The 14,044-nt window shown below is 56.3% G+C and carries 10 protein-coding genes; 5 read left to right on the top strand and 5 right to left on the bottom strand.

Going from position 1 to position 14,044, the window contains the following annotated elements:
• Positions 1 to 367 precede the first annotated feature (367 nt).
• Both FE795_RS14370 and FE795_RS14365 read left to right on the top strand, forming a co-directional pair.
• Positions 368 to 766, top strand: coding sequence for a hypothetical protein (locus FE795_RS14370; protein WP_003801867.1), 399 nt, complete (start codon positions 368 to 370; stop codon positions 764 to 766).
• 21 nt (positions 767 to 787) lie between these two features.
• Complete coding sequence (locus FE795_RS14365) at positions 788 to 2,050, top strand: hypothetical protein (protein ID WP_219235109.1); 1,263 nt, start codon at positions 788 to 790, stop codon at positions 2,048 to 2,050.
• Between the two features lie 147 nt (positions 2,051 to 2,197).
• Here the strand turns inward: FE795_RS14365 and FE795_RS14360 are convergent, their stop codons facing one another.
• Positions 2,198 to 5,665: an indolepyruvate ferredoxin oxidoreductase family protein gene (locus tag FE795_RS14360; protein WP_219235108.1), complete on the bottom strand. Its 3,468-nt coding sequence runs from the start codon at positions 5,663 to 5,665 to the stop codon at positions 2,198 to 2,200.
• Positions 5,666 to 5,777: 112 nt separating this feature from the next.
• On the opposite strand from FE795_RS14360, the gene FE795_RS14355 reads away from it, so the two are divergent.
• The 3 genes from FE795_RS14355 (at position 5,778) to FE795_RS14345 (ending at position 7,473) form a co-directional block, all read left to right on the top strand.
• Positions 5,778 to 6,236, top strand: a complete 459-nt coding sequence (locus FE795_RS14355) for an Lrp/AsnC family transcriptional regulator (RefSeq protein WP_003801862.1) — start codon at positions 5,778 to 5,780, stop codon at positions 6,234 to 6,236.
• Positions 6,237 to 6,335: 99 nt separating this feature from the next.
• Positions 6,336 to 6,848, top strand: coding sequence for a hypothetical protein (locus FE795_RS14350; RefSeq protein WP_003801860.1), 513 nt, complete (start codon positions 6,336 to 6,338; stop codon positions 6,846 to 6,848).
• Between the two features lie 76 nt (positions 6,849 to 6,924).
• Complete coding sequence (locus FE795_RS14345; protein ID WP_003801858.1) at positions 6,925 to 7,473, top strand: YaeQ family protein; 549 nt, start codon at positions 6,925 to 6,927, stop codon at positions 7,471 to 7,473.
• A 121-nt stretch (positions 7,474 to 7,594) separates the two neighbouring features.
• Here the strand turns inward: FE795_RS14345 and gltX are convergent, their stop codons facing one another.
• From gltX to mgtA, 4 genes are all read right to left on the bottom strand, one after another.
• Entirely contained in the window at positions 7,595 to 9,004 is a 1,410-nt protein-coding gene (gltX, locus tag FE795_RS14340; RefSeq protein WP_003801856.1) for a glutamate--tRNA ligase, read from the bottom strand.
• Between the two features lie 103 nt (positions 9,005 to 9,107).
• The gene (locus FE795_RS14335; RefSeq protein ID WP_219235105.1) at positions 9,108 to 9,749 is read right to left on the bottom strand and encodes a response regulator transcription factor; all 642 of its coding nucleotides are present in this window, start codon (positions 9,747 to 9,749) and stop codon (positions 9,108 to 9,110) included.
• Entirely contained in the window at positions 9,746 to 10,825 is a 1,080-nt protein-coding gene (locus tag FE795_RS14330) for a sensor histidine kinase (RefSeq protein ID WP_039943384.1), read from the bottom strand. The genes FE795_RS14335 and FE795_RS14330 overlap by 4 nt, the downstream gene beginning before the upstream one ends.
• A gap of 130 nt (positions 10,826 to 10,955) precedes the next feature.
• Positions 10,956 to 13,658, bottom strand: coding sequence for a magnesium-translocating P-type ATPase (gene mgtA / locus FE795_RS14325; protein WP_219235102.1), 2,703 nt, complete (start codon positions 13,656 to 13,658; stop codon positions 10,956 to 10,958).
• Between the last annotated feature and the right edge of the window lie 386 nt (positions 13,659 to 14,044).

Below are 14,044 nucleotides of genomic sequence, written 5' to 3'. Positions count from 1 at the left end.
GTGCTGTGGACGGGGTGCTGTCTTTTCCCGGTTCCGGCATCGACCTACAAGTATCTGGCGGAATCTGGGCGGATAGGTCGAGGGCTGGATCGCTGGAAGGCTTGAATGATTCGGCTCGAGGGGCGTTTTTTAGAACAATGTTTATACGGGGGATTTTGAATAATGACCTGGTTACTTAATGGCGGATTATTCTTAAGCTTATTTATCGTAAGGCAATAAATTAAAAATCGCATTTATGGTAACACGTGGTTCGTAGCTATGATTATTAAGGCTTGCGGCGTATTGGCTTTTCTAAATTTGACTGATTTTTACATTTATATTGTTTGAACGATGTTTCTTGTGCCTGGTGTTTTTTAAGGAGTAAACAATGAAAGATCAGTTCAGCAATAACGAAATTGAAAAGTTGTCGCGCGGGGTGGGTCTGGAAACGAGTCCGGCAGACGAGTCTGTACAACTTCTGTCAGGTGGTACGTTTACGGTTCCCAAGCATGGTTCTGTGCAGGCTGCGAAATATAGCACACCAGTTATCCCTGAAATTCATAAGTCTTACTGGATATTCAATGCCGGAAAGGCAAATAAAATAAAAGCTGTTTTTTATTGGTCTCATTCTTTTACCTCCAGCTGGTTTGAATACTCTTCTGTCGAGGTCGGAATAGGAGAGGAAAAGAAGCTGCAGGCTCCGTCCAATTCTCTGTACTACAGCAAAGTTGTTTTGTTCAACGGTACTGATCAGAATGCGACTGTCAGTGTCACGGTGGCTAAATAATCCTGAATTGAGGCGGATGCTATGAAATTGCTTGAGTTAAAGAGCGTATATAGTGAGCAGGAGCAGGAAAGGTTTTATACACGATCTATTTCTTTGGGAGATTGGGACTACTCCGCGATTATTAAAAGCTCGGTCATGTTTGGATTGGGACAGATCCCGGTTGTGGGCAAAGCCTTGTCGACCATCGTGGGTTTGTTCTGGCCAAAAAATGAAAAAGACGTGTGGCAAAAGTCCCTGGATGAGCTAAGGGAGTACATTGACAATCAGATTCTGGCAACAATACAAGGAATTCTGAACGGGGAGCTGCGCGAGATTCAAAAGAAGATGGAGTATGTGGCGAGGTTGCTGGAAGAGTCTCCGGGCTCACCGGAAGCGTGTTCGGAGTATAAGAACCTGCAGTTTTATCTGGTTGGAAAAGACGAAAAGTTTCGTTCTTTTGATGAACTGACCAACTATAAGCTGATGCCCATGTATGCCTCCATGATCTTGCTGCAAGCCAGCTACTGGAAAATGGGCATCGACAAAAAAGATCAAATTGGCTTGTCGAGCATTGACCTGAATAGTTTGAAAAATCACATAGATGATCTCGCAGACTCATCCCGAAACTATATTAATAGAATATATGAAACGGAACTGGATAGAACGTACGAAAATTCCAGGCCTGACGAAGTGGCCAATAATATGTTTGCCGTCCGGGGCTATAGTTTGCTGCATGGCGTCGAGGCGGTGGAGGTCGTAAAAAATATCCGTGATCTGGATTTCGATAAGCGATTCAATATCAATGTGATCAGCTATTCCACGGCGGTTGGGACGATTACGGGGGGAATGATCGCCCAGGCCTTGACTCCGGACAGCGAGATGGCGCAACCCTTATGTCCAGAAGTCTTTGGGCAGCAGGCCAATAAAATCGTCCAGATCATTGGCTATAGCGGGCCAAGAATCAATAGCTTGTTCAGGATAGGCGGTTTGGAAATAATCTATGAAAATGGTGACAGCAGCCTGCTCGGTGAACGGGTGGGCAATCGCGATGTTTTCGACCTGAATGGATCTCTGATTAAGACGGTTGAGATGAGATATCAGGGCCTGATGGATGAGGTCAAGTTCACCTTGTTTGATGGGAGGGTGATGCAGGTGGGTCAAGGCGAAAGCTACTCCGGATATGTGAAATACGAAGTTGAGGGACACTACATTTCGGGTGTGTTTCTAAGTAGGGATCGCGCTACCTATCCAGGCCGAACCTCGACGGCGTCAGTGTCATTCAATATGGTGCCCGCTATTAGCTAAGGGCTGCCTTCATTGCAGGATGATGGGTTTGGCAATCACCCGGGTTTGGCACTTTGCGTCCATGCTCTCGTAATTATCTGAAAAGCAGCAGGCCCTGTCGGTAACAGGGCCTGCTTGCTGTTTTGGTGGGTGAAGACCCGGGTGTGTTTAGGCCAGCGTTTGTGTCAGCGCTTCCGTCGTATTCCCGGTATTGAACAGATGGTGCGATAGTTGGGCAAAACGGGCTTCGTATTTCTTGGCTGACTCCATTTTGACTGGACCGAAGCCGCGCAGTTGCTGGGGCAACTCGGCCAGCTCCAAGGCGGCAGCGTAGTTCGAGTGATTCAGATGCGTGCTCAAGCGCTTGAGCAGGTTCTGGTATTGACGCCAGAGACGACGTTCCATACGGCGTTCATGGGTGTAGCCAAACGGGTCCAGTGGGGTGTTGCGCAGCGCTTTTCCTTTGGCCATCCAGCGCAAAAGGGTAGCGGTACGGGGCCCCAGAGTGATCTTGCGAGGGCGGCCTGTTGACGGGTCCCGGCGTGCCAGCAGCGGGGGGGCAAAGTGAAAGCGCAAGGAGAAGTCTCCTTCGAATTGCTGCTCCAGATCCTGACGGAAAGCAGGGGCGCTGAACAGACGGGCCACCTCGTATTCATCCTTGTAGGCCATCAGCTTGTACAGGCTGCGCGCGGCTTTTTCTGTCAGGACAGGACGCTGACCCGGGCGCAGTTTCTGTTCGGCTTCATGCAGCGCCTCGATGGTATGCGTGAAGCGTTGGGCATAGGCGGCGTTCTGGTACTGCTCCAGGCTGCCAGTGCACCGTTGCATGATCTGCTCCAGCGTCTCGCGGCGCTGCAAAGTTACTACTTGAGCCGCCGGGGCCAATAGTTTGGCCAGGGCCTGCTCGTCGTGGGCCAGCACACGCCCCAGATGGAAAGCATCCAGGTTGGCTTGGATGGCCACACCGTTCAGACGGATGGCTTGTTCAAGCGCTGCGCTGCTCACAGGCATGGCGCCCTGTTGCCAGGCCATACCCATCAAAAGCATGTTGGACAGCAGGCTGTCGCCAAATAACAGGGTGGCGGCCTGATGCGCATTGAAGGAATGCACCCGGGTTTCGCCGGCGGCGCGCCTTAACTGGTTCAACAGCAGTAGCGCATCCAGAGGCGCATCCGGATCGCGGGTGAATTCGGCCGTGGGTGCCAGATACTCGTTGATGATGGCGTGAGTATGACCTGGGCGCAGGCACGACAGCGCATTAGGGTGGGCGGCGGCCACTACATCACACAAGATGGCCAGATCCGCCTGTCCAGGATCAACACGTACTGCTCCGGTAGCCTTCTGGCTGGCAGACAGGCGGATGTGGCTGATGACCGTGCCGCCTTTTTGTGCCAGACCCGTCATGTCCAGCACGGAGCTGGAGCGCCCCTCCAGGTGTGCAGCCATGGACAACACGGCACCAATGGTGATGACGCCGGTTCCCCCCACGCCTGCAACGATGACATTGCAATCGCGTGCCTGAATGGCAGGTTGGGGCAGGGTGTCCAGCTTGGCCAGCAGTTGCGCCTTCATGTCGGCCTGACCATTTTGATCTCCTCGACGCAAGGCCCCGCCCATCACGGATACGAAGCTGGGGCAAAAGCCCTCCACACAGGAGTAGTCTTTGTTGCAACTGGACTGATCGATCTGACGCTTACGGCCTTCAGGGGTTTCAGCCGGCACCAGCGACAGGCAGTTCGATTGCACCCCGCAATCCCCACAGCCTTCGCAGACTGCTTTGTTGATAAAGAGGCGACGCGCAGGGTCGGGGTACTCGTTCTTTTTACGCCGACGGCGCTTTTCAGCCGCACAGGTCTGGTCGTGAATCAAGATGGTGACGCCGGGAATCTCGCGCAGTTCTCGTTGCAGGCGATCCAGTTCGCGACGATGGTGAACGTCCACACCAGCCGGCAGGCTGACACCCCGATAGCGCTCGGGCTCATCGGTGGTGATGACCACGCGGCGCGCTCCTTCTCCAATGGTTTGCTGGCAAATACGGGGCACGGAGATCGGGCCGTCAACGGGCTGGCCGCCTGTCATGGCAACCGCGTCGTTGAACAGAATCTTGTAGGTAATGTTGGCACCCGCGGCAATGGCCTGACGAATCGCCAGGTAGCCCGAATGAAAATACGTGCCTTCACCCATGTTCTGGAACATGTGTCCGGTCTGGATAAAGGGCGACAGGCCTACCCAGTCCGTGCCTTCGCCCCCCATTTGGGTCAGACCACGGGTTTTGCGGTCCATCCAGGTGGCCATGTAGTGACAACCCACACCGGCCATGGCCTGGCTGCCTTCGGGTACTTTGGTGGAGGTATTGTGCGGACAGCCCGAACAGAAGTAGGGGCGACGGGTCAGGCCATGGGTATCAATGGGTGCCAGATTTTGCTCTGTACAGGCAGGCAACTGCACATTGGCGTGATGACCCAGCCAGCGACGCAGACCAACGGCCACACGGGCCGCGCTGAGCTGACCATCGGCAGGAATCAGCACCTCATTTTCAATATCGCGCTTGCCTGACACCGTGGGGCGCTGGGCACGATTAAAGAGCAGATTCTTTAACTGGTCTTCAATGATCGGGCCCTTTTCTTCAATCACCAGAACGTGGTCCAGGCCTTCGATAAAGTCTTCCAGCGATTGCGGGTTAACAGGCCAGCTCAGACCAATTTTCAGATGGCGAATGGCCGGTAGATTGTTCAGAGCGCTGAGCTGTTGCAGCGCATCGAGCGTATCCAAGGTGGCCTTGCCGGTGGACACAATGCCAATGCGGGCCTGTGGCGCGGCCTCCAGCATACGGTCCAGACTGTGCTTGCGAGCGAACTCACGCACGCTTTCCAGGCGGGCATCCAGGGTACCCTCCATGGCCGGAGTCAGGAATTTGCTGGGGTCGTAGGGATGTTTGCCGCCTTGCTGGTCAGCCAGGGCCGGCGCCAGATCGTCCAAGGGAGCAATCTCAAAGGAGCGTCCGCTTTCCACGGTTTCGGTAATGGCTTTAAAGGCGACCCAAGAACCGGAGTAACGCGACAAGGCCCAGGCCCAGACGCCAAAGCGCTCGTATTCTTCGACGGAGCTGGGGTTGACCACCGGAATACCCCAGGCGATCAGGGATTGTTCGCTGGCATGGGGAATGGACGAGGAGGAGGCGACGTGGTCATCGCCCACAATCATCAAGACACCGCCGTGCCGGGAGGCACCGGCGGCGTGGCCATGATGCAAGGCATCGCCCGCACGGTCCACACCCGGGCCTTTGCCATACCACATGGAAAATACGCCATCGACCGTGCGGTCTGCGCGTTCACCGGCCTGTTGGGTGCCCATAATCATGGACGCAGCCAGGTCCTCGTTGATGGCAGGCTGAAAACGGACCTTGGCCTGATCCAGGTGCTTTTGGGCTTTCCACATGATCATGTCCACACCGCCCAGTGGCGAACCACGGTAACCGGAGACAAAACCGGCGGTGTTCAAACCCCGCTCTTTATCCAGGCGAGCCTGGGTCAGCAGCATGCGCACCAAAGCCTGGGTGCCAGTTAAAAAGATGCGCCCTGACTGCGCGGTCAGGTTGTCGCTAAGCTTGTATTGAGTGTCGACGGACTGCGTCATGATGAAACCTCCAGATAGGAGTCATGATAGAGAGTCTGCCCTCGTTTTTTTTTGCGTTATAGTTGCGTGTATTCCCTATTCTTTGAAATGTTTATTTCGAAATTATTCAAATATGGATAAAACTGATTTAAAAATCCTGGACGTCTTGCAGCTCGATGGCCGCGCCTCTGCCCAACAGGTCGCCGAGCAGGTGGGGCTGTCTACGGCACCTGTCTGGCGGCGTATCAAAAACCTGGAGAAAAACAAGGTCATCCAAGGCTATTATGCGCGCGTCGATCGCCGTCAGGTCGGTTTGCAAAGTTGCATGTTCACGCAGATCAGTCTGGACCGGCATTCAGGTGAAATTGTTGACAACTTTATTCGTGCGGTACGTGATGCGCCGGAGATTCTGGAGTGTCATGCGGTGACCGGCGATGCGGATTTTCTGTTGAAAATCATGGTCCCCAGCGCCGAGTCCTACGATGATTTCCTGCATCGTTTCTTGTTTAATATGCCCGGTGTGCGCCAGACTCGCACCATTGTGGCCATGCGTGAAATCAAGAATGTGACCCGCCTGCCTTTACCGCTTTGAAGCAACTTGTTATGGGGTAAGACCAATGCGTTCGGGTAGAATAATCAGGATTCGCCGGCCTGTGGTGGGTCGGTATGTAAGCATGAAGGACGGGGTTTTATGACGAAGGCGAATATCTTGCGACGCTCTTGCTGGGTCGCTGTGCTGGCTACAGTTTTCCTAAGCGCCTGCGCGGTCAAAGCGCCGGCACCCGAGCCTGCTGCCCAGACTGCTGCGGCCAAGCCGGTTCACCCTGCCTGCCAGCCGGCTGCACAAGGGGAACAACTGGCGGGCAACTGGTTGAGCAAGCACCGTCAAAAAGGCGTGGTTGGCGAGTTGCGCACCTTGTTTACCTTGCAGGCAGATGGGTCAATGGCCTACACCGAACAGGTCAAGCGTCCCAACAAGCCCTCGCAAGGTTTGAATGAAAGCGGTTGCTGGGTACGCAAAGGCAATAACCTGCAGATCAATACGCAGGAATCCAATGGTGTCGTGACCGAACCGGGCGACCCGATTTACGAAAACCACTACAACATTGTCAGTCTCACCGCCCGTAATCTGGTGCTGCGCGATCAAGGTGGCAAGGTGTACCGCCTGACCCGAATGTCGCCAGGCTATCGTCTACCGTTTTGAGCCTTATCGGCTTGAGTAATTCCTGGCCGTCCTGGGGGCGGCCCGTTTTTTGTCTGTTTCTTTTGCTGGACGCTTCATGGCCCTGCGCGCAACGATTTATAAAGCTGAACTTAATGTGGCCGATAACGACCGGGCCTACTACGGCAGTCATAGCTTGACGCTGGCCCGCCATCCCTCCGAGACCGAAGAGCGTCTGATGGTGCGTTTGCTGGCATACGGCTTGTATGTGCAGTCTGACGAAGCCTTGAGTTTTTCGCGCGGTCTGAGCGACTCGGATGAGCCGGCCTTGTGGGAGCATGATCTGGGCGGTAATTTGCTGCACTGGCTGGAGGTGGGGCTGCCCGATGATCGACGGCTGATCAAAGCCAGCGGACGTGCCGATAAGGTCACGGTGCTTGCGTATGGCCGCAATGTGCCGGTCTGGTGGGGTGGCATCAAGGACAAGATCAGTCGTGCGCGCAATGTGCAGGTCTATGCGCTGGATGTGGCGGGGACTGACGCGCTGGCCGCCATGGCCGAGCGTGGTATGACGATCAATCTGAATGTTCAGGATGGCACTGTCTGGGCCAGCAGCGAGAAAGGTGAGGCTACCATCGAGCTTAGCCTCCTTAACGCGGCGGCTTGAACGAGCCCTAAAAGACAGCGGCCATGCGTCGCGCAGCGCTTTGGTTGAGGCGACAAGAACGGGTTGAAACAAAAAGGGCATCTCGCTTGAGATGCCCTTTTTCATCGGTGCCCGCGGTTTTTTACAAACCTGCCAGTCGTCCCAATACTTTATCGCGTCCCACCAATGCCAGCACGGCATCCACGGCAGGCGTTTGCTTCTGGCCTGTTACGGCAACCCGCAAAGGAATGGCCAATTTGGGCATTTTTACGTTGTGTTCGGCCAGGACCTGCTTGATCAAGGCGGCCAGGTTTTCTGTATTCCATTGCGGCAAGCTGATCGCCTTATTGGCAAAATCGCGCAGCAGGACACGGGCCTCCGGTGTCAGGACCTCCGCCATCAGTTCATCGCTGGCAGGCTCGAAAGGACGGCAGAACAATAAGGCGCCCTCAGCCAGCTGATTCAAGGTCTCGGCACGGTCTTTCAACAAACCCATGATGCCGGGCAGATCCTGGCCATCCGTTTTGCCACCCAGGGCCTCGATACGTGGCGCGACACGTTCGGCCAGATCTGCATTGTCACTGGCCTTGATGTAGTGGGCATTGACCCAGTTCAACTTCTTGGGGTCCCACTGCGAAGCCGACTTGCTCAGACTGCGCGTATCAAACCACTCTACCAACTGCTCGCGAGTGAACAGCTCGTCATCACCATGGCTCCAGCCCAAACGGGCCAGGTAATTGATCATGGCTTCAGGCAGATAACCGTCCTTGTCGTAATCCATGATGCTGACCGCACCGTGACGCTTGGAGAGCTTTTCGCCATCGGGACCCAGAATCATGGGCACATGGCCGTATTCGGGCAGGGTTGCGCCCAGGGCCTGCAAGATCACAATCTGACGAGGGGTGTTGTTGACATGGTCATCGCCGCGGATCACATGTGTGATTGCCATGTCCCAATCGTCTACCACCACGCAAAAGTTATAGGTTGGCGTACCGTCAGGACGGGCAATGACCAGATCGTCCAGTTCGCTATTGTCAAAACTGATGCGGCCCTTGACCATGTCGTCCCAGCTGGTTGCGCCAGCCTGCGGGCTTTTGAAACGCACCACAGGCTTGCGGTCGGCAGGAATGGCCGGCAATTGCTTGCCGGCTTCAGGGCGCCAGGTTCCATCGTAGCGTGGCTTTTGGCCCATGGCCCGCGCTTTTTCGCGCATGGCCTCCACTTCCTCCGGGCTGCTGTAGCAGTAATAAGCATGGCCGTCCTTCAGCAACTGGGCGATGACCTCGCGGTAGCGGTCCATGCGCTGCATCTGGTAGAAAGGGCCTTCGTCTGCATCCAGGCCCAGCCACTGCATGCCATCCAGAATGCCTTGCACCGCCTCGGGGGTGGAACGCTCCAGATCTGTATCTTCAATGCGCAGCACAAAGGTGCCTTGATGATGGCGGGCAAAAGCCCAGGAAAACAGGGCAGTACGCGCGCCGCCCAGATGCAGGTAACCGGTGGGAGAGGGGGCGAAACGGGTGCGGATGACGTTGGAAGTAGACGTGCTCATAACTTGTGTGTGGCCTTGACCTTGTAAAGCCCCCATGCGGGACCGAATCTGTATATTTTAACCCAGTGCGTGAACTAAAAAAGAACTGCCGGCCAGAACGGGCTTACGGCCCTGTCTCCGCATTGAGCTGATCGAATTGCCGCACCAGCTCTGCCAGAGAGCCAGCCTGCATTTTCTGCATGACACGGGCGCGTCGCACTTTGACCGTGACTTCCTTCACATTCAGTTCGGCGGCAATTTGTTTGTTCAGCAAGCCCTGTACCACACGCACAAACACATCACGCTCGCCGGGGTTCAGGCTGTCCCAGCGCTGCTGCAAGGTCAGCCGGGACCTGGCTTGTTCCTTGCGCTGGGCATCGGCTGCCAGGGCGGACTGCACGGCATCAATCAGAGCCTGATCTATAAAAGGCTTGGTCAGGAAGTCCCAGGCCCCCTGTTTGATCGCTTTGACCGCCATATGAATATCACCATGACCGGTCATGAATATGACCGGCATATGCAAACCGCGTGATGCCATCTGTGCATGAAAGTCCGTGCCGCTTTGTTCGGGCATGCGCACATCCAGCACCAGACAGGCGGGCGCATCGGACAGCGGATGAGCCAGAAAATCGCGGGTAGAGGCAAAGCTCAGTGCCTTTACTCCCACACTGGCCAGCAGATCGTCCAGAGCGGCGCGAATTGAAGGGTCATCATCAATGATATAGACCGTGGGCGTGGTCAAAGAAGAGTCCAGGTTGTCTGTCATGGCGCCAAAGGTAAGGTGAAGTGAAAGGCTGCGCCGCCGTCGGTTTGATGGGTGGCCCAGATATGGCCGTTATTGGCATCGATAATCGTGCGGCTGATGGTCAGGCCCAGCCCCAGCCCAGTGGGTTTGGTGGTCCAGAACGTATTAAACAGCTCAGACAATTGGGTGCCGGATAAACCCGGTCCATTGTCTTTAATGGAAAAGAGCACCTTGCCAGTCTGAGGTTTGTCACCGGGCAGGAAGCTGGTTTCTATGCTGATGCACGCGGCGTGGGAACTCGAAGGAGGGCTGAGCGCTTCAATGGCATTGAGCAGCAGATTGGCCATTACTTGCTGAATCTGTACGCGATCCGCATAGACGGGGGGCAAGTCAGTCTGCAAGGCCAGACGCAGGTCAATATGATGGTGTTGCATCTCGCCACTCGACAGGCTGAGCAGTTCGGTCAAGGCCAGGTTCAAATCAAAAGCACTGCTGGCGGGCGCCTCGTTGCGGGTAATGCTGCGCACCCGATCCAGCACATCTTTGGCGCGCTGTGCGTCGTAGACGATTCGCTGTGCGGCAGCTTGGGCTTTCTCTATATTGGGCGGCGAAGCCTCCAGCCAGCGTTGGCAGGCACCGGCGCTGCTGTTGATGGCGGCCAGGGGCTGGCTGACTTCATGGGCAATCGAGGTGCTCAGTTGCCCCAGAGTGGTCAAGCGAGACAGGCGCAGCAAATGTTCACGCGTTTCATGGGCGGCTGCCTGCACGGATTTGAGCTTGAGGCCCAGGTACGCAGTGACCGCAATGGCAACAAGGCTGATTCCGGTATTGATCAGGCCCACGTCGTAATCGCCCGAACGAGTCAGCAGGACACTGACTACGGTCAGCGCCATGCTGATGCCGGTCAGTGCAATGACCAGCCGCGCAGACAGAAAACGAATCGCAATCAGCAGCAGCGGCGTATGAAAGACAGCGGCAGCAATTGCATAGTTGGTCACGGTGTCGGCGATAAAGACCAGCACCATTAAAATACACAGGCCCACCAGGGCCAAGGCGCGGTAGGTGTTGCTCGACAAGGCGCTAAAGGGTGGTTTCATATCGTTCGTGTCCAGGTCAGGCAGCAGGATCGTGTCCGTCGTGCCGTCATCATATACCTGGGCTTGTGTCTGATTACAGGTCAGGGCCCGGGCTCCCGCCAGGATGGCGGGGAGCCCCGGCCTGTCAGTCTTAGAACCACTGACCAAAGCGGCGGATGTACAGCATTTTCATACCTTGTGCGACCAGGCAGTAAGTCAGCAAGGTGCCGACCAGCCATGGGAAATACTCCCAAGGCAAAGGCTGCAGGCCCACCATGGCACCCACGCCGGAGAAGGGCAGGTAGATGCCAACAGCGGCGATCAGGAAGGTCATCAGCATCACAGGCAGGGCCGCTGTGCTTTGGATGAAGGGGATTTTTTGCGTACGTAGCATGTGAACAACCAGTGTCTGCGAGAGCAAGCCTTCAATAAACCAGCCGGACTGAAACAGCGATTGCACTGCGGGCGTATTTGCCCCAAATACGTACCACATCAAGACAAAGGTGGTGATGTCGAAGATGGACGAGGTCGGCCCGATCCAGATCATGAAGCGGCCAATGTTTTTGGCATCCCATTTGCGGGGCTTGCGCAGAAAATCCTTGTCCATGCGGTCCCAGGGCAAAGCCAGTTGGGAGATATCGTAGAGCAGATTCTGAATCAGCAAGTGGATGGCCAGCATGGGCAGGAAAGGGATGAAGGCGCTGGCCACCAACACGGAGAACACATTGCCAAAGTTGGAGCTGGCCGTCATGTTCAGGTACTTGATGATGTTGCCAAAAGTCTCGCGGCCTTTGATTACGCCTTCTTCCAGAACCAGCAGGCTCTTTTCCAGCAAGATGATGTCCGCCGACTCTTTGGCAATATCCGTGCCGCTATCTACCGAAATGCCCACGTCGGCATCACGCAGGGCGGGGGCGTCGTTGATGCCATCGCCCAGAAAACCGACGGTATGACCATTGGCCTGCAGCGCTTTGAGAACACGCGACTTTTGCAGCGGCGTCAGTTTTGCAAATACCGAGTGGCGCTCGACAGCGCAACGCAGATCGGGCTCTTGCATGCGTTCGATATCAGGTCCAAGCAAAGGCTGGCCGGGCTCCAGGCCCACTTCACGGCAGATTTTCGCGGTAATGATTTCGTTGTCGCCGGTCAGGACTTTCACGGCCACACCGTGCTCGGTCAGGGCGGCAATCGCCTGGGCAGCACTTTCCTTTGGTGGGTCCAGAAAGGTCAGCAAGCCTTGCACCGTCATCTGGCACTCGTCCTGGGCTTCGTAACGGCTCTTGGCCTGTTCGACAGGAATGCGGCGAGTGGCAATCAGCAAGACACGAAAGCCGTCCGAGTTGTAGCGGTAAGCCATTTTCAGCAGACGGGCCCGCTGCTCGGTGTCCAGTAGGCGGCGCTGGTCGCCGTCTTGCAGATGGGTGGCGACGCTGAGCATTTCCTCCACGGCGCCTTTGCAAACCATGAGCTGTTCGCCTTGCGGGTTTTGCACCACGACCGACAGGCGGCGTCGCACAAAATCGAAAGGCAGTTCATCGATCTTGCGATAGGAACCGATTGCTTGCAGGGCAGATGGGGTCTTTTGTGCAAAACGCAGCACGGCCTGGTCCATCAGGTTCTTGACGCCACTTTGGTGCAGGCTATTGAGCAAGGCCAATTCCAGAATGCGTGGGCAGTTACGATCATCCAGACCCAGATGGTGCTCCAGAATAATCCGATCTTGCGTCAGGGTGCCGGTCTTGTCGGTGCATAGTATGTCCATGGCGCCAAAGTTCTGGATCGCGTTCAGGCGTTTGACCACCACCTTGCTCTTGGCCATGGCAACCGCGCCTTTAGCCAGGTTGGAGGACACAATCATGGGCAGCATTTCAGGGGTCAGGCCGACGGCAACGGCCAGTGCGAACAGGAAGGCTTCAGTCCAGTCGCCTTTGGAAAAACCGTTGATCAGCAGCACAACAGGCACCATGACCAGCATGAAGCGAATCAGCAGCCAGCTAACGCTGTTCACGCCCCGGTCAAAAGCAGTCTCGGCGCGCGAACCGACAATAGCTTTGGCCAGCGAGCCAAAGTAGGTTTTCGCGCCGGTGGCCACCACGACTGCCGTGGCCGTACCGCTGACCACGTTGGTGCCCATAAAGCACAGGTTGTTCTGTTCCAGCACGCCGGTCTGGGCACGGGGTGCCGTGGCGCTTTTGCTGCTGACGGCGCTAAAGACATCGTACTTTTCGACCGGCAGTGCTTCACCGGTCAGCGCGGCCTGACTGACGAACAGATCGCGAGACTCGATCAGTCGAAGATCGGCCGGGACCATGTCGCCCGCCGACAGGCGGACGATATCGCCGGGCACGATCTGGCTCATGGGGATTTCGCGCAATACGGTCGCGCTGGAGACGGTGGAGCGTCGCTGCACGCTGGCGGTGGTACGCACCATGGCTTTCAGGGCCTGGGCGGCTTTGCCGGAACGATATTCCTGCCAGAAACGCAGCAGGCCGCTCAAGGTGACCATGACCACAATAATCAGCACGCCGGTGTAGTCCGCTGCTTCGCCCGAACGCATGGGCAGGATGATGTCAGTGACGGCGCTGACCGCAGCCAGCACCATCAGCACCGCGATAAAGGGGTTCTTGAAGGCCAGGGCCAGCTGAATCAGGGCGTGGGCGGGTTTGTCCCGTGCGACCTCGTTAGGGCCATATTCGGTCAGGCGGCTCAAGGCCTCGGCATCGGTCAGGCCGTTCAGGTTGGCCTGTACAGCGGCCAGAGTCGTCTCCAGGCTCAGCCCGGTTTCGGTAGCCGTGCGCAGTTTGGCGTCGTGGTCCACTGAGCGCAGTGGCGAACGGTGTTGTTGAATGCTCATGGTAATGCTCCTGGGGTACAGGCGTGACTGTGCCGTCCATTCCGGGGGATGGACGCAGCAGATCCTGCCGACCGGTTTGAGGGTCAGCAGACTACAGGTAAGAACTGGCGAATTAAGTCGGCGTCAGGCCAACGTTTAGTGGCGGCGCAAGATGCAGCGCCTTATTTGCGCTGATGGGGGTTTGTCACTGTTTGCAAGCCAGTGGATTTCTGGTTTGCGGCTAGCCGTGTTGATGCGCCAGGCAAGGGCGGGGCGGCGGTTGGGAACCGCGCGCTCGCGAGGGCAAGGTGTGGCAAGATGCGAGCCCGACGGGGTTAGGGCCCGGATCGGTCCAGTATGAGTAAGGCGATGCATGGTTGACTCCTGATCGTGCTGCGCAAGCCGCT

This window comes from Alcaligenes ammonioxydans, from assembly GCF_019343455.1.
In the GTDB taxonomy this organism is placed as follows: domain Bacteria; phylum Pseudomonadota; class Gammaproteobacteria; order Burkholderiales; family Burkholderiaceae_B; genus Alcaligenes; species Alcaligenes ammonioxydans.
This window is presented reverse-complemented; position numbering and strand designations above follow the sequence as displayed.

What these genes read in the sequence shown, in the direction of transcription:
- FE795_RS14360 (WP_219235108.1), bottom strand. Translation starts at nt 5,665, where the DNA reads ATGACGCAGTCCGTCGACACTCAATACAAGCTTAGCGACAACCTGACC.
- gltX (WP_003801856.1), bottom strand. Translation starts at nt 9,004, where the DNA reads ATGAGCACGTCTACTTCCAACGTCATCCGCACCCGTTTCGCCCCCTCT.
- FE795_RS14350 (WP_003801860.1), top strand. Translation starts at nt 6,336, where the DNA reads ATGACGAAGGCGAATATCTTGCGACGCTCTTGCTGGGTCGCTGTGCTG.
- FE795_RS14330 (WP_039943384.1), bottom strand. Translation starts at nt 10,825, where the DNA reads ATGAAACCACCCTTTAGCGCCTTGTCGAGCAACACCTACCGCGCCTTG.
- FE795_RS14365 (WP_219235109.1), top strand. Translation starts at nt 788, where the DNA reads ATGAAATTGCTTGAGTTAAAGAGCGTATATAGTGAGCAGGAGCAGGAA.
- FE795_RS14335 (WP_219235105.1), bottom strand. Translation starts at nt 9,749, where the DNA reads ATGACAGACAACCTGGACTCTTCTTTGACCACGCCCACGGTCTATATC.
- FE795_RS14355 (WP_003801862.1), top strand. Translation starts at nt 5,778, where the DNA reads ATGGATAAAACTGATTTAAAAATCCTGGACGTCTTGCAGCTCGATGGC.
- FE795_RS14370 (WP_003801867.1), top strand. Translation starts at nt 368, where the DNA reads ATGAAAGATCAGTTCAGCAATAACGAAATTGAAAAGTTGTCGCGCGGG.
- FE795_RS14345 (WP_003801858.1), top strand. Translation starts at nt 6,925, where the DNA reads ATGGCCCTGCGCGCAACGATTTATAAAGCTGAACTTAATGTGGCCGAT.
- mgtA (WP_219235102.1), bottom strand. Translation starts at nt 13,658, where the DNA reads ATGAGCATTCAACAACACCGTTCGCCACTGCGCTCAGTGGACCACGAC.